Here is a 17564-nt window from a genome sequence, read left to right on the forward strand (position 1 = left end):
CACAGTGCGCCGAGGCTCACACCGAGGGCGACGAGGGAATACGGCACCTTGGTCCGGACCTATTGACGCACTGGTCTAGTCCTCTTAACCTCTGCCACACCTCCGAGCCACGTCTTTGAGAAAGCACGAAAGGCCCGCCGGTCGCCACACACCACGGGCCACAGCACGTCGCAAGCCCCCCACGCACCGCGCTCGCAAGAGCCCCCACTGTGAGGAACACGCTCGTGTTGTCCCTGAAGAGACCATCCAGACCCCGAGCCCGAAGAGCCGCCGCACTCGCGTCGGCGGGCACCGCGCTGGCCGGGCTGCTCGTCGGCACCCTCTCGGCCACCGCCTCGCACGCCCAGGACCAGTCCGCCTGCCGCCCCGACGGCCTCTACACGACCCCGGGCGTCGACGTCCCCTACTGTTCGGTCTACGACACCGCCGGCCGCGAGAAGATGGGCGCCGACCACCAGCGCCGCGTCATCGGCTACTTCACCGGCTGGCGCACCGGCAAGGACGGCACCCCCGCCTATCTGGCCCCCGACATCCCCTGGGACAAGGTCACCCACCTCAATTACGCCTTCGCGCACGTCGGGGCGGACGACAGGATATCCGTCGGCGCGGACGGCCCGGACAATCCCGCGACCGGAATGACCTGGCCCGGAACGACCGGTGCGGAAATGGACCCGGCCCTCCCCTACAAGGGCCACTTCAACCTGCTCAACAAATTCAAGAAACAGCACCCGGACGTGAAGACCCTCATCTCCGTCGGTGGCTGGGCCGAGACCGGCGGATACATCGACGAGAACGGCAAGCGCGTCGATTCCGGCGGCTTCTACAAGACGGCCACGAACGCCGACGGCTCCGTCAACCAGGCGGGCATCGACACCTTCGCCGACTCCGCCGTCGCGTTCATCAAGAAGTACGGCTTCAACGGCGTCGACATCGACTACGAGTACCCGACCTCCATGAAGGACGCCGGGAACCCCAAGGACTGGGCGCTCGCCAACGCCCGGCGCGGCGGGCTCAACAAGGGCTACAACGCACTGCTGAAATCCCTGCGCGAAAAGCTCGACCGGGCCGGCGCCGCCGACGGGAAGCATTACATGCTCTCCGTCGCCGCGCCCTCCTCCGGATACCTTCTGCGCGGCATGGAGACCTACCAGGCCACGAAGTACCTGGACTACGTCAACGTCATGTCGTACGACCTCCACGGCGCCTGGAACGAATTCGTCGGCCCGAACGCCGCGCTGTACGACGACGGAAAGGACGCCGAACTCGCCAAGTGGGGCGTCTACACGACCGCCCAGTACGGCGGCATCGGCTATCTGAACGGCGACTGGGCCTACCACTACTTCCGCGGCGCCCTGCCGCCCGGCCGGGTCAACCTCGGTCTGCCGTACTACACCCGAGGCTGGAAGAACGTCACCGGCGGCGCCGACGGCCTGTGGGGCCAGGCGAAGACGACCGCCTGCCCGGCCGGTTCGGGGCTGACGACCTGCGGCGACGGCGCCGTCGGCGTCGACAACCTCTGGCACGACCTCGACGACAACGGCAAGGAGTCCCCCGCCGGCTCCAACCCCATGTGGCACGCCAAGAACCTGGAGAAGGGCGTCGCCGGGGACTACCTCACCCGCTACGGCTTCCCCGCCGGCACCAAGCTCACCGGCACCTACGCCCGCCGCTACGACGCCAAGCTCACCGCGCCCTGGCTGTGGAACGCCGAGAAGAAGGTCTTCCTCTCCACCGAGGACGAACAGTCGGTGCAGGCCAAGGCCCAGTACGTCGTGGACAAGGGCCTCGGCGGCACCATGATCTGGGAACTCGCCGGCGACTACGGCTGGAACGCCGCCAAGGGCCAGTACGAGCCCGGCAGCACGCTCACCTCGGCGATGTACGACGCCTTCAAGTCCGCCCCCGCCTACGGCGCCCGGCGCGCGACCACCGACCTGCCCACCCAGGCCCTCGACATCGACGTCAGCCTCACCGACTTCCCCCTCGGCGACTCCAACTACCCCATCAGCCCCAAGCTGCGCATCACCAACAACAGCAAGACCACCATCCCCGGCGGCTCCGAGTTCCAGTTCGACTACGGCAATTCGGCACCGGGCAACGCCAAGGACCAGTCCGGCTGGGGCCTGAAGGTCGTCCGCAGTGACCACACGGCGGCGAACAACGTCGGCGGCCTCAAGGGCGACTACAACAGGGTCTCCCTCAAGCTGCCCTCCTACCAGCCGCTCGCCCCGGGCGCCACGGCCGTCGTCGACTTCGTCTACTACCTCCCGGCCGCCACCCCGTCCAACTGGACGGTGACCGTCGGCGGGACGACGTACGCGCTGGCCGGCGACCTGGCCCGGGGGACGACCGTGGTCGACCCGGGCGGCGCCACCCCGACCCCCACCGGGACCCCGACGGCGACCCCGACGGCGACCCCGACCGCCACTCCGACCGGTACACCCACCGCCACCCCGACCGGCGGCACCTGCGCCGCCCCCGCCTGGGACACGACGACCGCCTACAGCGGCGGCGCCACCGTCTCCTGGAAGTCCCACAACTGGAAGGCCAAGTGGTGGACCAAGGGCGAGGAGCCCGGGACCACCGGCGAATGGGGCGTATGGCAGGACCTCGGCACCTGCTGATGCACTGGGGTCCGTGAAGACGGGCCGATGCCGAGGAGGGGTCGCATGGACGGCAGCACGGGACGCGTGGAACACGGCGGTCCACCGGCGGCGGTACGCCGGGCCAGGGTCGCGACGGCGGCGGTCTTCGCCGTGCACGGCGCGGTCACCGGCAGCTTCGCCACCCGCGTCCCCTGGTTCCAGGACCACCTCGGCATCGGCGCCGGCCGGCTCGGGCTGGCGCTCGCCCTGCCCGCGATCGGCGCCTCGCTCGCGATGCCGCTCGCGGGGCGGATAAGTCACCGCTACGGCTCACGGACCGCGCTGCGCGCCCTGCTCGCCCTGTGGTGCGCCTCGCTGGTCCTGCCCGCCGTCGCCCCCGGGATGATCACGTTCTGCGCGGCGCTGGCGGTGTACGGGGCCACGTCCGGGATGTCGGACGTGGCCATGAACGCCCTGGGCGTGCGCACCGAGGAGCGGCTGGGCCGCTCGATCATGTCCGGGCTGCACGGGATGTGGAGCGCCGGGGCGCTCACCGGTTCGGCGGCGGGCACGGTCGCCGCGCACGCCGGTACGGACGCCCGGGTCCATCTCGGGCTGGCGGCCGGCGTCCTGGTCCTGCTGGGCGCGGTCGTGTGCCACTGGGTGCTGGATCTGCGCGCCGAGCCGGAGGAGCATCCTCCGCCGCGGTTCTCGCTTCCGCCGCGCTCCGCGCTGGCCATCGGGGCGGTGGGGTTCTGCGCCGTCTTCGCGGAGGGCGCGAGCCTGGACTGGTCGGCGGTCTATCTGCGGGACGTCGTCGGTTCCGGCGCCGGGGTCGCGGCGGGCTGCACCACGGCCTTCGCCTGCACGATGGCGGCGGCCCGGCTGGCGGGCGACGCGGCGGTGCGGCGCTTCGGGCCGGTGCGCACCGTACGGGCCGGGGGCGCGCTGGCGACGATCGGTGGAGTGCTGGTGGTCGCCGGGGGTTCGGCGGTGCCGGTCATCGCCGGGTTCGGCCTGCTGGGGCTGGGCATCGCGGTCGTCGTGCCGCTGGCCTTCGCGGCGGCGGGGCGCAGCGGGCCCGAGCCCGGTCAGGCGATAGCGGGGGTGGCCACCATCACCTACACCTCCGGGCTGGTGGCGCCTGCTGTCATCGGGCAGATCGCGAACGCCAGCTCGCTCACGGTGTCCTTCGCGCTGGTGACGGCGGGGGCAGCGGGGCTGGTGGCGGGCGCGGGCGTACTGCGCGCGCCGGTCCGCGCGGCGACGTCCGGCCGGGCCGCCGCGGCGGTCGAGCGCCGCTAGACCTGCGGCGCCGCACGCCGCCGCGGGCCGTGCGCCGAACCCCGGAGGGTGCGACGACGGCCCGCGGTGGAGGGGGATTGTTCAGGCGCGAGGGGTCAGATCAGGATGCCGCCCCAGATTCCGCCTCCGTGACCGCCGCCCCAGCCGCGGTTGCAGTCCTCGCCGCCACCCCAGCGCTCGTGGTGGCCGCCCCACTTGCCGCCGCCGCAGTCGTCTTCCCAACCGCCGTGGCGGCCGCCCCAGCGGCCACCGCCGCAGTCGTCATCCCAACCACGGTTGTGGCCGCCCCAGCGGCCCTCGCCGCCCCAGTTCCCGCCGCCGCCCCAGCGGTTGTGGTGGCGGTTCGTCCAGCCGCCCAGCCAGTCCCACAGGTTGCTGTGGCTCCAGACGTGCCGGAAGACGTGGTGGGTGTGGTGGTCGCAGTCCTCGTGGTGACGGCCGCGGTCGCGGTCGCAGTCGCGGTCACGGCCCCGGTCACGGTCGCGACCACGGTCGCAGTCCCGGTCGCGACCCTTGTCCCGGTCACGGCCCTTGTCGCGGTCGCGACCCTTGTCACGGTCCTTGTCGCGGTCACGGCCGTGGTCCCGGCCGCGGTCGCAGTCACGGTCGTCGTCCCAGCCCTTGACCTGGTTGCCGGACGCGATCTGCGGCGCGGCCTGAGCGACCCCGGCGACCGGAACGACGGTTGCGGCGGCGATGATCGCGGCGGCCGCGGTGCGGCCGACGTGCTTGCGCATGTGTGTCTCCTGAATTGCAGGAAATCGGACACAGAGACGCATACCTCGCATGAGCTGATAAACATCCGGCGGTCGTGGCCATACAGCCCTACGAGGTGTTAATTGCGCCGATCGCAGCAACACCCCGCGCGGGGCGGCCCGCCGCCCGCAGGCTCCGGGCGCGCGGGAGCACCCGCCGGGCCCGCTTAGCATGGTCCGGATCATCACAACGCGAACATTTTGGGAGCAGTCATGGGCCTGGGCGTCCGCTGGACCCTGCACGGGGACGGGCGCACCCCTGCCCCCGGCGCCGTCGTCAGACCGGATGAACGGCTCTCGTGGCCGAGGACCGCGGGGCTGGGCGCCCAGCACGTGGTCGCGATGTTTGGCGCATCTTTCGTAGCACCCGTATTGATGGGCCTCGACCCGAATCTCGCGATCATGATGTCGGGCGTCGCCACGATGCTCTTCCTGCTGGTGACCCGCGGCCGGGTGCCCAGCTATCTGGGGTGCAGTCTCTCCTTCGTCGGCGTCGCGGCGATCATCCGGGCCCAGGGCGGCGACAGCTCGGCGGTCACCGGCGCGATCCTCGTGGTCGGCGTGGTGCTGTTCCTGGCCGGTCTGGTGGTGCGGCGGTTCGGCGCGCGGATCATCCACGCGGCGATGCCGCCGGTGGTCACCGGCGCCGTGGTCATGCTGATCGGCTTCAACCTGGCGCCGGTCACGGCACGGACGTACTGGCCGCAGGACCAGTGGACGGCGCTGTTCACCATGCTCTTCACCGGGCTCGCGGTGGTGTGCCTGCGGGGCTTCTGGTCCCGGGTCGCGATCTTCCTCGGCCTGCTCTTCGGCTATGCCCTGTCATGGGTGTCCGACCGGCTCTTCGGCAAGATCCACTCGGTCAACGGCGGCGCCGAGGCCGTCGACCACTGGCGGCTGGACCTCTCCGGGGTGGCCAAGGCGGACTGGATCGGCCTGCCCTCGCTGCACGGGCCGAGCTTCGGCTGGTCGGCGGCGCTGGTGGCGCTGCCGGTGGTCATCGCGCTGATCGCGGAGAACGCCGGGCACGTCAAGGCCGTCGGCGAGATGACCGGCGACCGGCTGGACGACCAGCTGGGCCCCGCGATCGCGGCGGACGGCGCGGCGACGGTGCTCTCCACGGCGGTCGGCGGGCCGGCCAACACCACGTACTCCGAGAACATCGGCGTGATGGCCGCCACCCGTGTCTACTCCACGGCCGCCTACTGGGCCGCCGCCTTCTTCGCCCTGCTCTTCGGCGTCTGCCCGAAGTTCGGGGCCGTCGTCGCGGCGATCCCGGGCGGCGTGCTCGGCGGCATCACCGTCATCCTGTACGGCATGATCGGCCTGCTGGGCGCGCAGATCTGGGTCCACAACAAGGTCGACCTGCGCAATCCGCTGAACCTGGTGCCGGTGGCCGCGGGCGTCATCATCGGCATCGGCGGCGTCTCCCTGAAGTTCGGCAAGAACTTCGAACTGGGCGGCATCGCGCTCGGCACGATCGTGGTCCTGTCCGGCTACCACGTCCTGCGGGCCCTGGCCCCGGCGCACCTCAAGGCGCAGGAGCCACTGCTGGACGAGGGCACGAGCAGCTACGACCCGGTCGAGGGCGCCACCGGCGACGGCGAGGCCCCGGCGCGCGACGAGGCGTGATCGCACCCGGGGCGCTGCCGCCTGCTTCCGGCGCGGCGCCCCGGTTCACCCGTTCCGGTTAACTGTCGGACCAGTCCGCCTACGCTCCGCATTCACCTGTCACTCTGTGTGCATGACGATGGCGCGGGCACAGCCGGCGGTGCCCGCCGGTATCGAGGGGGTCCTGGCGCGGATGCGGGCGCTGGAGGCCGCGCTGCCGCCGGGGGACGGGGTGGCCGTCTTCAACCGGGTGTATCTGACCGTCACCGAGGAGGTCGGCCGGCGGGCGGCGACGGGGGGCTTCCGGGACCGTAGCGCCACGACGGAGCTGGACGTGCGCTTCGCCGAGCGCTATCTGCGCGCCGTCGACCAGGCCGCGCGGGGGCGGCGGCAGCCCGCCTGCTGGCGACCGCTGTTCCAGCTGCGCGGCCATCCGGCCGTCCGGCCGCTGCAATTCGCGCTGGCGGGGATCAACGCCCACATCGGCCATGACCTGGCGCTGGCGCTCGTCGACACCTGCCGGGCGCTGGAGGTCGAGCCGCACGCCCTCCAGAGGGACTTCCACCGGATCGGCGAGACGCTCGTCGCCCTGGAGGAGCGGATCCGTGAGGAGCTGATGCCCGGTCCGGATGTGCTCGACGTCGCCGATCCCCTGACCCATCTGGTCGGCTCCTGGACCCTGGAGGCCGCGCGGAACGCGGCCTGGGCCTCGTTCCGCGCGCTGTGGGCGATACGCGACCTGCCCGAGCTGGCCGAGGAGTTCACCGACCGCGTCGACGCCGGCGTCGGCATGGTCGGCCGCTGTCTCCTCACCCCGCTGGGCTGACGCGCGCCCGCCCAACCCGTACGAACGGGCGGGCGCGCGTCAGCGGCCGGAGCGGTGGAGCGGCTCAGTCCTCCGGCAGCTCGACGGGCGCGATCTCGTCGAAGACGTCGCCCGGGCCGGGGTTGGTGGCGTCCGTGCCGCCGCCGAACTGGTGCATGACGCCCCACACGGCGTTCAGCGCGGTCTGGATCGCGCCCTCGGCCCAGCCGGCCGTCCAGGAGATGTCGTCGCCCGCGAGGAAGATGCCGCGCTTGTCCTCGGGCAGCCGCTCCTGCATGAAGTGGGTGTACAGCCGTCGCTGGTAGCGGTAGTGACCCGGCAGGTTGGCCTTGAACGCGCCCATGAAGTAGGGCTCGTTCTCCCAGGAGATCGTCACCGGGTTGCCGGTGATGTGCTTGCGGATGTCGACCTTCGGGTAGATCTCGCCGAGCGACTTGAGCATGACCTCCAGGCGCTCGTTCGCCGACAGCGGCAGCCACTTGAGGCTGTCGTCGCACCAGGTGTAGGAGAGGCAGATCACGGCCGGCTTGTCCGGGCCGTTGTCCAGCAGATAGGTGCCGCGGGTCATGCGGTCGGTGAGCGTCATCGACATGACGTCCCGGCCCGTCTCCTCGTCCTTGTCCAGCCAGAACGGCCGGTCGACCGGCACGAAGAGCTTGGACGACTCCATGTAGTGGGTGCGCTCGATCGCCGTCCAGTGGTCGATCGGGAAGAGCGAGTCGTCGCACGCGATCTTGGAGAGCAGCATCCAGGACTGCGCCGTGAAGATCGCCGCCCGGTAGGTGCGGATGTCGCCGGTCGCGTCGGTCACCGTGATGCGGTTGCCCGCCGTGCGGTGCAGCCGTGTGACGGCCGGGCGGGGGGCGCCGCCGTGCAGCGAGGACAGCGAGGTGCCCTGCGCCCAGTGGACGATCTTCTCCGGCTCGCGCTCCCACAGCCGCAGCGGAAGCTGCTGGCTGCCGCCGACGATGCCGCGGTGGTGGTCGTCCGCCTCGGTGTAGACGACGCGCAGGATCTCCAGGATGGAGTTGGGGAAGTCGGTGTCCCAGCCGCCGGTGCCGAAGCCGACCTGGCCGAAGATCTCCCGGTGCCGGAAGGACTTGAAGGCCTCGGAATCGCAGAGGAAGCCGTAGAAGGTCTGGTCGTCGAACTTCTCGACGAGCTTCGCCCAGATCTCGCGGATGCGCGGCACGTCGCGCTCGCGCATGGCGCGGTTCATGTCGGAGAAGTCCGCGCCCTCCTCCAGGCAGGCGTTCCACGCGGTGGCGACGTCACGGTAGACCTGCGGCAGGTCGTCGATCGTCTCGGCGTAGTGCGACTCGCCCTTGAGGTCGACGACGGTCGAGGGGGTGTCGGGCGCCAGCGGGTTGGGGAACGGCTTGGTCTCCAGGCCCACCAGGTCGATGTAGTGCTGGAAGGCGGTGGAGGACGGGGGGAAGCGCATCGCGCCCATCTCCGCCGTGAGCTCCTCATCGCAGCCCTCGAAACCGACGGTGCGCAGCCGGCCGCCGATCTGGTCGGCCTCGTAGACGACGGGCTTGAGGCCCATCTTCATCAGCTCGTACGCCGCGACGATGCCGGACAGACCGCCGCCGATGACGGCGACCTCGGTGCCGTGCTCGGTGGCCGGGATCTGGCCGAGGCCCGCCGGGTGGGCGAGGAAGTCGTCGTACGCGAAGGGGAAGTCCGGGCCGAACATGGTGATCGGCGGCTCGACGGGCTGGGCCTGCTCGTGCTCGTCGTGGGCGGCGGGGGGCACCGTGGACGTCATCGGCTGGACTCTCCTACTGGCAGGGGGTGTTGAGGGGGTGCGCGGGGCGGGTGCCGCGGGTCAGGTGAGCGAGGTGTAGAGCGCCGGGCGGCGGTCGCCGAGATAGGGGTTCTCGGCGCGTGACGCCCGGAGCAGCTCCGGGTCGACGTCGGCGACGACCAGGTCCTCGCCGGCGCCGGCCCGGGCCCGTACGGTCCCGTCCGGGGCGGCCAGGCAGGACAGCCCAGCGAAGGTGAAGTCGCCTTCCACGCCACAGCGGTTGGCGTAGGCGATATAGAGCTGGCTCTCCCACGCGCGGGCCGGGACGATCGTCTGCGGGACGATCTCGTACGGCCGCATCAGCGCGGTGGGGACGAGCAGCAGCTCGGTGCCGGCCAGGGCGTGCGCCCGGACGGCCTCGGGGAACTCGACGTCGTAGCAGATCAGGATCCCGATCCGGACGCCGTCGAGCTCGGCCTGGACGACGAGGTCCCGGCCGGGGGTGAAGCTGGTGGTCTCGTACTCGCCGAAGAGATGGGTCTTGCGGTAGTTCGCGAGCCGGGTCCCGTCGGGGCCGATCAGCTGGACGGAGTTGAAGATCTCCGCGCCGTCGCGCTCGGGGTAGCCGTAGCCGATGGCCAGGCCGTGCTCGGCGGCGATGCGCGCGACCGCCCGGGCGCCGGGGCCGTCGGCGGGCTCGGCGAGCCCGGCGACGGCCGCGCCGAGGGCGTACCCGGTCAGGAACAGCTCGTCGGTGAGCAGCAGCCGGGCGCCGGCGGCGGCGGCCCGGCGTGCGGCGTCGTCCAGGGCGGCGATGCTGTCGGCGGTCGAGGCGGGAACGCCGCTGGGGCCTTGGCAGAGCGCGATACGCAGCGGCGTCATGCGTCCTCTTCAGCAGTCGAGCAGGTCAGTTCAAACGCTCATACGTTTAAACGACTCGACGGTAAGGTTTCGGCTCTTGGCCGGACAAGGCGCGGACGTTGCGCGACGATGGTGGATTCGTTGCGCGTTTTGACCCGGTAGCGGCGAATCGTTGCGTCGGGCCCCTGGTTCTCAAGGGCCGGACAGCGGAAGTCAGCCCTGGACCTCCCGCACCCACGCCGCCAGACCCGCCACGAAGCCCGCCCGCTCCTCCGGCGTCAGCCCGTCCAGCGCCCGCAGCAGCGGCTCGCCCCGCAGCGCGACGAAGGTCTCCAGCAGGGGCCGGTAGTCCGCCGTCAAGGAGACGAGCACTCGGCGGCGGTTCGCCGGGTCCTCCGACCGTTCCACGATCCCCGCCCGGCTCAGTGCCCCCACCAGCTCGCTGGCGGTCGGCAGGGAGACGTGCAGCCGCCCGGCGATCTGGCCGACGGTCAGCGGTACGCCGGCCAGCAGATGCGGCAGCACGGCGCCATGACGCGCCGTGAGCCCGTGCTGCTCCATGGCCTCGCGCAGCGCCGGCGGCATCTGCTCCCGGACCCTCACCTTGCGGAAGAAGGGCTCCAACAGGGGGACGAGGGCGATGACTTCGACCTCTTCGGCGGTCGGGGTGCGGGGCGGTGTCCCGGTTCTGATCGCGTGCGGCATACTTCGATTGTAGATGCTTTGGAACTCCGAACCATTGGGATATCCGAAAGGTATGGGTGGCCGAATCATGCCGTCGATCAGCTACAGCGATGCCCTCAACGACGCCTTGGAGCGCATGAAGGATCTGGGGTACGAGCGCGGCCAGGGCGTCGACCTGGCCAATCACGGCCCGATGGGGGCCGAGGCGCTGGCCCTCCTGGGGCACGAGGACGAGGTCTCCCGGTGGGTGGAGCGCTACCGCCGCGCCATGGAGCACCACGAGCCGCCGGCCCCGCGCTTCCCCCTGGACCCCGCCGACGAGTCCTCCTGGCGCCCCGCGCTCGGGGCGTTCCACCGGGCCGGCGACTGGGAGGCCCTCTTCACCCGCGAACTCGCCGAGGCGCACTGGCGCGAGGTGCTCGTCCGCTGGTGGCCGCGACTGCTTCCCGGCCTCTTCGCCGGGCTGACCCACGGTCTCATCCGCACCGCGCACGCCGTGCGCGGCCTGTACGCCGCCGAGCGGCCCACCCCGCTCCAGCTGGACGAGCTCGCCCGGGGGCTGGCCTACTGGGCCGCCCGCTTCACCGAGCTCCCCGGCCGCCCGCGCCTGGGCGGGACGTACGAGATGGCCGGCGCGATCGCCGCGCTCCCCCGCGTCCCGCACGACGGGCCGCTGAGTCCGGAGGTCCCCCGGCAGCGCCTCGCCCGGCTCGCCGAACTCCCGGGCTACGGAGAGGCGTTGGAAGCGCTCGCGCCGGACCACGCGGACCGGCTGCTGAGCGAGATGACCCTGCGGTTCGCCGACGTCTACCTCGCCCACCCCGAGGTCTTCCCCGTCCCGCTGATCCACGGGGTGACCGCGCCCGCGGCCGCCCGGCTGGTCCTCCCCCACCTGCCGCCGGAGCTGCACGAGCCGACGCTGGCCGCCCTCTGGCAGGTCCACACGACCTTCCTGCTGGCGTTCACGACCGACCGGCGCGGCGAGGGCACCGACGCCTGGCGGGCGGAGGCGGAGGCGGCTCCCGCGCTCCCCGAGCTGGCCGCGCGGGCGGTGGAGCACGGCGACGAGCACGTCATCAAGTTCACCGAGGCCTGCGTGCGCGAACACGCGCTGCGGCCCGACCCGCGCTATCTCGCCGCGGCCTTCGCCGCCCAGGGGCGCGTCAGCCGGCTGGACACCGGTGGCGCGATCGGCGTCGCCGGCCGCGGGTGACCCCTTGGGCCGCCCCGGTCAGGACGGGGCGCCGGAACTGAAGCGGCGCAGCAGCGGCGAAAGGACCAGCACGGACTTGGTGCGCTCCACGAAGGGCTCGCCCGCGATGCGCTCCAGGACCCGCTCGAAGTGGCGCATGTCCGAGGCGAAGATCTGCACGATGGCGTCGGCCTCACCGGTGACGGTGGAGGCCGACGCCACCTCCGGGTAGCGCGAGAGGCCCCGGTGGATCGCCTCGGGCGAGGTGTTGCGACGGCAGTAGAGCTCGATGAACCCCTCGGTCTCCCAGCCGAGCGCCGCCGGGTCCACGCGTACGGTGAAGCCGGTGATGGCGCCCTCGGCGCGCAGCCGGTCCACCCTCCGTTTGACGGCGGGCGCGGACAGGCCGATCTCCGCTCCGATGTCGGCGTAGGAGCGCCTGGCGTCCTCGGCCAGGGCATGCACGATGCGTTCGTCGAGCTCGTTCAATCGCACGGCGGGTGGATCACTTTTCTCCGGGTCATGGCTGCTGCTACCAGCAGTAGATCACGTGCCCGGCCCCGCTCCCGACCCGTGCGCGGCGGGAGCGGCTCATCTGCCGAGGGTGGTGACCATGGCGGAGGGCCCGGGGAAGTCCTCGACCAGGGCGTCCATCAGGACTTCGTCGACGCGCTGGCCCATCCAGCGGCCGGATTTGCGGAAGCGGCCGGTCGGCCGGAACCCGGCCTTCTCGAAGGCGGTGATCCCGGCCCGGTTGGGTTCCAGGACCTTCAGCCAGACGGTGTGGAGCCCGCCCAGGTGGAAGGACCAGTCGAGGGTCAGCCGGGTGGCCTCCTCGGCGAAGCGCCGGCCGCGGTGGGCCGGGGCGATCAAGAGCGAGAACTCGGCCCGTCGCTCACGGGCGTCGACCCGTAGCGAGGTGAGGCCGATGGGCTGCTTGTCCTTGAGCCGGACGATCTCGAAGCACGAATGGTCACGGTCGCCGAGAGCGCGGTCCCATTCGTCGGCCCGGGCCTCCCACGTCTGCGGGAAGCCGCTGCCGCGGCCCAGGACGCTGCCGGGGTCGGTCTCCCATTTGTGGTACTCGGTCAGCATCTCGTCACGGGGCATGCCCAGGGCGAGCCGGTCGCCGGTCAGCAGGAGGTGGGGGCTGCTCATCGGATGTGATCCCTTCCGTGCCCCGGACGGCCGGGCCGGGGCCGTCGACATACCCGGCTGCCGGGTTCGACATACGTGGCTGCCGGGCCCGCGCGGAGCGGACCCGGCAGCCAGGGATCATAGGGCGGCGCGGAAGAAGATCACTTCCTGTTGGAAGGCTTCCGGGACTTGGCGGAACGCTTCGCCGCCGGCTTCGCGGCCTTGGCGGGGGCCTGGGCCGTCTTCGCCGCCGCCTTCGGAGCCGCCTCGGGCGCCTCCTGGGCCACCTCGGTCACATCCGCCACCAGCTCACCGCCGGCCTCCCGGGCGAGCCGCGAGCTGCGCATGCCGTAGGCGAAGTAGAGCACCAGGCCGATGACCATCCAGCCGCCGAAGACCTCCCAGGTCACGACGTCCAGGCTGGTCATCATGTAGACGCACAGGGCGCAGCCGATGGCGGGGAAGACCGGGGCCAGCGGCACCGTGGTGTCGCCGAAGGGAATCCGCACACCCGAAAGCGGTACCCGGAAGCTGCGCTGCATGGTCGGGCGGGTGAACCGCAGCACGATGACGGCGATGTTGACCAGCGCGAAGGCGAAGAGCGTGCCGATGCTGGTGGCGTCCGCGAGCTGGCCGAGCGGCACGGCGGCGGCCAGGACTCCGCAGAAGAGCGAGACGATCACGGTGTTGGCGACCGGGACGCCCTTCTTGCTGACCTTGGCGAAGGACTTGGGGACCAGTCCGTCGCGGGACATCGCGAAGAGGATGCGGGTCTGGCCGTAGAGGACGGTCAGCACGACGCTGGCGATGGCGATGACGGCACCGGCGGCCAGGAGGACGGCCCAGAAGCTCTGACCCGTGACGTCCTTCATGATCCCGGCCAGCGCGGCCTCGGAACCCTCGAACTTCTTCCACGGCAGGGCACCGACGGCGATGGCCGCGACCAGGACGTACAGGGCGGTGACGATCAGCAGCGAGAGCATGATCGCCTTGGGCAGGTCCTTCTTGGGGTCCTTCGCCTCCTCACCGGCCGTCGACGCGGCGTCGAAGCCGATGTACGAGAAGAACAGGCTGGCGCCCGCGGCGCTGACGCCGCCGAGGCCGAGCGGCATGAAGGGGGCGTAGTTGCCGGCGCGGATGCCGGTGAAGGCCACGGCGCAGAAGAGCAGCAGGGCCACGATCTTCACGCCGACCATGATGGCGTTGGCGCGGGCGCTCTCCTTGGCGCCGCCCAGCAGGAACGCCATGCACAGCAGCACGACGAGCAGGGCCGGCAGGTTGAAGACACCGCCGTCCACGCCGGGCGGGTTGGCCATCCACGTCGGGATGGTGACGCCGATGGTGCCCTCGAGGAGCTCGTTGAGGTACTGGCCCCAGCCGACGGCGACGGCGGCCACGGAGACGCCGTACTCCAGGATCAGGCACCAGCCGCAGACCCAGGCGACGACCTCGCCCATGGTGGCGTAGGCGTACGAGTACGAGGAGCCGGAGACCGGGATGGTGCCGGCGAGCTCGGCGTAGGACAGGGCCGAGAAGAGCGCGGTGAGACCGGCGATCACAAACGAGATCACCACGGCGGGGCCGGCCTTGGGCACGGCCGCGCCCAGCACCACGAAGATGCCGGTGCCCAGCGTGGCGCCGATGCTGATCATCGTCAGCTGCCACATGCCGAGCGAACGGCGCAGCGTGCCGCCCTCGCCCTGGCCGCCCTCGGCGACCAGTCGCTCGACGGGCTTGCGGCGCATCAGGCGGGCGCCGAAGCCGGCGGTCGGCAGCGGGGCACGCTTGTCGTCGGCGGTCACGGCCGACGATGCGCCTTTGTCCAACACTGGGGTCGATCCCACAGGGGTCGCTCCGTTCAATGATTCCCGGTCGGGGGGTGGCCGGTCGGGAGCGACGGCACGGCAGCCCCAGGGCGCGCCGGCATGGCAGAGCAAACCCGTAGCGAGGGGGTACCGCCGAGCAAGCGGTATCCGCCACTCCACGTTCTGCGCAGACCTTACGAGGTGAGGGCCCGCGCTCGTAATGCACCATTCTTGCGTATGCACGTTCGATCATTGCGTCGGGGTGCCTTTAGCAGTGAATCATTGCGCACGGTGTCATGAATCGGTACAGGGGTAGCAAAAAAGGGGCGCGACCCGGCGAACCGGATCGCGCCCCTTCCCGGGCGGTGCGGACTACTGCCAGCTGGCGTGCAGCGGCTTGCCCTCGGCATAGCCGGCGGCGCTCTGGACGCCGACGACGGCCCGCTCGGCGAACTCCTCCAGGGAGCCCGCGCCCGCGTAGGTGCAGGAGGAACGGACACCCGCGATGATCGAGTCGATCAGGTCCTCGACACCCGGGCGGGCCGGGTCGAGGAACATCCGGGAGGTGGAGATGCCCTCCTCGAACAGACCCTTGCGGGCCCGGTCGTAGGCGGACTCCTCGGAGGTGCGGTTGCGCACGGCACGGGCCGACGCCATGCCGAAGGACTCCTTGTACAGACGGCCGTCGGCGGTCTGCTGGAGGTCGCCCGGGGACTCGTACGTCCCGGCGAACCAGGAACCGATCATGACGTTGGAGGCACCGGCGGCCAGCGCCATCGCCACGTCACGCGGGTGACGGACGCCACCGTCGGCCCAGACGTGCTTACCGTACTTCTTGGCCTCGGCGGCACACTCCAGCACCGCGGAGAACTGCGGGCGGCCCACGCCGGTCATCATGCGGGTGGTGCACATGGCGCCCGGGCCCACACCGACCTTGATGATGTCCGCGCCGGCCTCGATGAGGTCGCGCACGCCCTCGGCGGCGACGATGTTGCCCGCGACGATCGGGACCCGCGGGTCGAGCGACCGGACGGCCTTGACCGCGGAGATCATGCCCTCCTGGTGGCCGTGCGCGGTGTCCACGACGATGGTGTCGGCACCGGCGTCCAGCAGGGCCTTGGCCTTGCCGGCCACGTCGCCGTTGATGCCCACGGCGGCGGCGATGCGCAGCTTGCCGTCCTTGTCGACGGCCGGGGTGTACAGCGTCGCGCGCAGGGCGCCCTTGCGGGTCAGGATGCCCGCCAGCCTGCCGTCCTTGTCGACGGCCGGGGCCAGCTTGCGGTGCGCGGCGTCCAGCTGGTTGAAGGCCTCACGGGGGTCGATGTCGGCGTCGAGGAGCAGCAGCTCCTTGGACATGACCTCGGAGAGCTGGGTGAAGCGGTCCACACCGGACAGGTCGTGCTCGGTGACGACACCGACGGGACGCTGGTCCTCGTCGACGACGACGCCGGCGCCGTGGGCCCGCTTCGGCAGCAGGGACAGCGCGTCGGCGACGGTCTGGGTGGGGGCCAGCACGATCGGGGTGTCGAGCACGTGGTGACGGCCCTTGACCCAGGAGATGACCTCGGTGACGACCTCGATCGGGATGTCCTGGGGAATGACGACGATGCCACCGCGGCGGGCGACCGTCTCCGCCATGCGGCGGCCGGCGATCGCGGTCATGTTCGCGACCACGAGCGGAATGGTGGTGCCGGTCCCGTCGGGGGCGGAGAGGTCCACACCCTGGCGGGAGCCGACCGCGGAGCGGCTCGGCACCATGAACACATCGTCGTACGTCAGGTCGTACGGCGGCTTCTGGTCATTGAGGAAACGCACGTGCTGATACATCCCAGTCGTTCGAGGTGACCCCCGACAAGGCATGCCGAGGGAAAAGCACGTACTTCATTCTCCCATGCCGACCGGGGCGCCGTGCCAGTCCCGAACCTCCAGGGCTGTCCGGGAGGGCCTTGGCCGATCCTCCAAGCCCCGCCGGTGACCTGCGAGGATCCCGGTGAAACCCGGTGAAACCAGGCGAAAACCGGGAAGTGCCCGCCTGCCTACACCCCGTCCGGGTCGGCACGGTCCAGGGCCGGGCGGGGGCCCGGGCCCGTCTCGTTGAGGAGGAAATCGGCGGCGGCGGTGTCCGTGACCAGGCTGGTGACCAGGCCGGAGCGGAGCACCGCGCCGATCGCCGCCGCCTTGCGCAGCCCGCCGGCGATCGCGACGACCTCCGGTATGCGGCGCAGCCGGTCGGCCTCGACGGTGATGCAGCGCTCGCCCAGGTCCCGGCCGATGCGGCGGCCCTCGGCGTCGAAGAGGTGCGCGGACATCTCCGCGGCCGCGCCGAGGGAGGCGTAGTGCTCGCGCTCCTCCTCGGTGAGCATGTCGTAGACCGTGGAGACGCCCGACTCCCAGGAGCCGATGGACACGGCGGCGACGGTGACCCGGTCGAAGTACTCGAAGGCCCGGGCGATGCCCGTCTGGCCGCGCAGGGCGGCGGCGGTGGCCGTGTCCGGCAGCAGCATCGGGGCGTAGATCGGGTGGGCCTCGCCGCCGGAGACCTGGGCGGCCCGGCGGACGGCCTCCACCGAACCGCGCTCGGCGGTGCCCGCGTCGTAGACGCCGGTGAGCTGGACCACCGTGCAAGGGGGCAGCCGGTGGAGGGCCGCGGCCATGTGGATGGTGGAGCGGCCCCAGGCGAGGCCGAGCACATCGCCCTCGTGGACCAGCTCGCCGAGCAGGCCGGCCGCGACCTCGCCGAGGTTCTCCGGGTCGGCGGCGTCGTCGGCGGCGTCGGCCGGGGACTCCACGACGACCGCGTGGCGCAGGCCGTAGCGGGCGCGCAGCGCGTCGGAGCGCTCCGCGTCCAGCTCGGCCGGCACCCGGATCTCGATGCGCACCAGATCGCGCTCGAGCGCCGTCTCCAGCACACGGGCCACCTTGAAGCGGCTCACGCCGAACTCCTCGGCGATCTGGATCTTCGACTTGCCCTCGAGGTAGAAACGGCGGGCCATCGCCGCCGCCTGCACCAGCTCGGCGGGCCCCATAGGCGTGGCTGAACGGCCGCCCGTCGA

14 protein-coding genes are annotated in these 17564 nt (G+C 71.5%); 5 read left to right on the forward strand and 9 right to left on the reverse strand.

Annotated elements, in window-relative coordinates; all coding sequences use genetic code 11:
- Positions 1–233 precede the first annotated feature (233 nt).
- Both AB0E98_RS28070 and AB0E98_RS28075 read left to right on the forward strand, forming a co-directional pair.
- Positions 234–2624 carry a glycosyl hydrolase family 18 protein gene (locus AB0E98_RS28070; RefSeq protein WP_361707971.1) on the forward strand — a complete coding sequence of 797 codons (2391 nt, stop codon included), beginning with the start codon at positions 234–236 and terminating at the stop codon, positions 2622–2624.
- A 45-nt stretch (positions 2625–2669) separates the two neighbouring features.
- Complete coding sequence (locus AB0E98_RS28075) at positions 2670–3890, forward strand: MFS transporter (protein WP_361707849.1); 1221 nt, start codon at positions 2670–2672, stop codon at positions 3888–3890.
- Between the two features lie 95 nt (positions 3891–3985).
- Here AB0E98_RS28075 and AB0E98_RS28080 read toward each other — a convergent pair whose 3' ends face one another.
- Entirely contained in the window at positions 3986–4627 is a 642-nt protein-coding gene (locus tag AB0E98_RS28080) for a hypothetical protein (RefSeq protein WP_361707851.1), read from the reverse strand.
- A 231-nt stretch (positions 4628–4858) separates the two neighbouring features.
- Here AB0E98_RS28080 and AB0E98_RS28085 point away from each other — a divergent pair, with 231 nt between their 5' ends.
- Positions 4859–6277 (forward strand): solute carrier family 23 protein, encoded by a 1419-nt coding sequence (locus AB0E98_RS28085; protein WP_361707854.1) that lies wholly within the window; start codon positions 4859–4861, stop codon positions 6275–6277.
- A 112-nt stretch (positions 6278–6389) separates the two neighbouring features.
- On the forward strand, positions 6390–7082 hold the full coding sequence (locus tag AB0E98_RS28090; RefSeq protein ID WP_361707856.1) for a DUF5995 family protein: 693 nt from the start codon (positions 6390–6392) through the stop codon (positions 7080–7082).
- 64 nt (positions 7083–7146) lie between these two features.
- Here the strand turns inward: AB0E98_RS28090 and AB0E98_RS28095 are convergent, their stop codons facing one another.
- The 3 genes from AB0E98_RS28095 to AB0E98_RS28105 all read right to left on the reverse strand — a co-directional run bounded on the left by AB0E98_RS28095 (position 7147) and on the right by AB0E98_RS28105 (position 10398).
- Positions 7147–8853: an NAD(P)/FAD-dependent oxidoreductase gene (locus AB0E98_RS28095; protein WP_361707858.1), complete on the reverse strand. Its 1707-nt coding sequence runs from the start codon at positions 8851–8853 to the stop codon at positions 7147–7149.
- Positions 8854–8913: 60 nt separating this feature from the next.
- Complete coding sequence (locus tag AB0E98_RS28100) at positions 8914–9714, reverse strand: carbon-nitrogen hydrolase family protein (RefSeq protein WP_361707859.1); 801 nt, start codon at positions 9712–9714, stop codon at positions 8914–8916.
- Between the two features lie 192 nt (positions 9715–9906).
- Positions 9907–10398 carry a MarR family transcriptional regulator gene (locus AB0E98_RS28105; RefSeq protein ID WP_361707861.1) on the reverse strand — a complete coding sequence of 164 codons (492 nt, stop codon included), beginning with the start codon at positions 10396–10398 and terminating at the stop codon, positions 9907–9909.
- Positions 10399–10465: 67 nt separating this feature from the next.
- Between AB0E98_RS28105 and AB0E98_RS28110 the strand changes: the two genes are divergently transcribed.
- Positions 10466–11590: a hypothetical protein gene (locus AB0E98_RS28110; protein ID WP_361707864.1), complete on the forward strand. Its 1125-nt coding sequence runs from the start codon at positions 10466–10468 to the stop codon at positions 11588–11590.
- Between the two features lie 18 nt (positions 11591–11608).
- Here AB0E98_RS28110 and AB0E98_RS28115 read toward each other — a convergent pair whose 3' ends face one another.
- The 5 genes from AB0E98_RS28115 to AB0E98_RS28135 all read right to left on the reverse strand — a co-directional run bounded on the left by AB0E98_RS28115 (position 11609) and on the right by AB0E98_RS28135 (position 17537).
- The gene (locus AB0E98_RS28115) at positions 11609–12064 is read right to left on the reverse strand and encodes an Lrp/AsnC family transcriptional regulator (RefSeq protein WP_126913291.1); all 456 of its coding nucleotides are present in this window, start codon (positions 12062–12064) and stop codon (positions 11609–11611) included.
- A 96-nt stretch (positions 12065–12160) separates the two neighbouring features.
- A complete protein-coding gene (locus AB0E98_RS28120) occupies positions 12161–12727 on the reverse strand; it encodes a GNAT family protein (RefSeq protein ID WP_361707867.1) in 567 nt (188 codons plus the stop codon).
- 140 nt (positions 12728–12867) lie between these two features.
- On the reverse strand, positions 12868–14451 hold the full coding sequence (locus tag AB0E98_RS28125) for an amino acid permease (protein WP_361707974.1): 1584 nt from the start codon (positions 14449–14451) through the stop codon (positions 12868–12870).
- Between the two features lie 432 nt (positions 14452–14883).
- On the reverse strand, positions 14884–16338 hold the full coding sequence (locus AB0E98_RS28130) for a GuaB1 family IMP dehydrogenase-related protein (RefSeq protein ID WP_361707869.1): 1455 nt from the start codon (positions 16336–16338) through the stop codon (positions 14884–14886).
- A gap of 209 nt (positions 16339–16547) precedes the next feature.
- Positions 16548–17537, reverse strand: coding sequence for a sugar-binding domain-containing protein (locus AB0E98_RS28135; protein WP_361707872.1), 990 nt, complete (start codon positions 17535–17537; stop codon positions 16548–16550).
- Positions 17538–17564 lie beyond the last annotated feature (27 nt).

Origin of the sequence: Streptomyces sp. NPDC037389 (assembly GCF_040636475.1) — a bacterium.
In the GTDB taxonomy this organism is placed as follows: domain Bacteria; phylum Actinomycetota; class Actinomycetes; order Streptomycetales; family Streptomycetaceae; genus Streptomyces; species Streptomyces hesseae.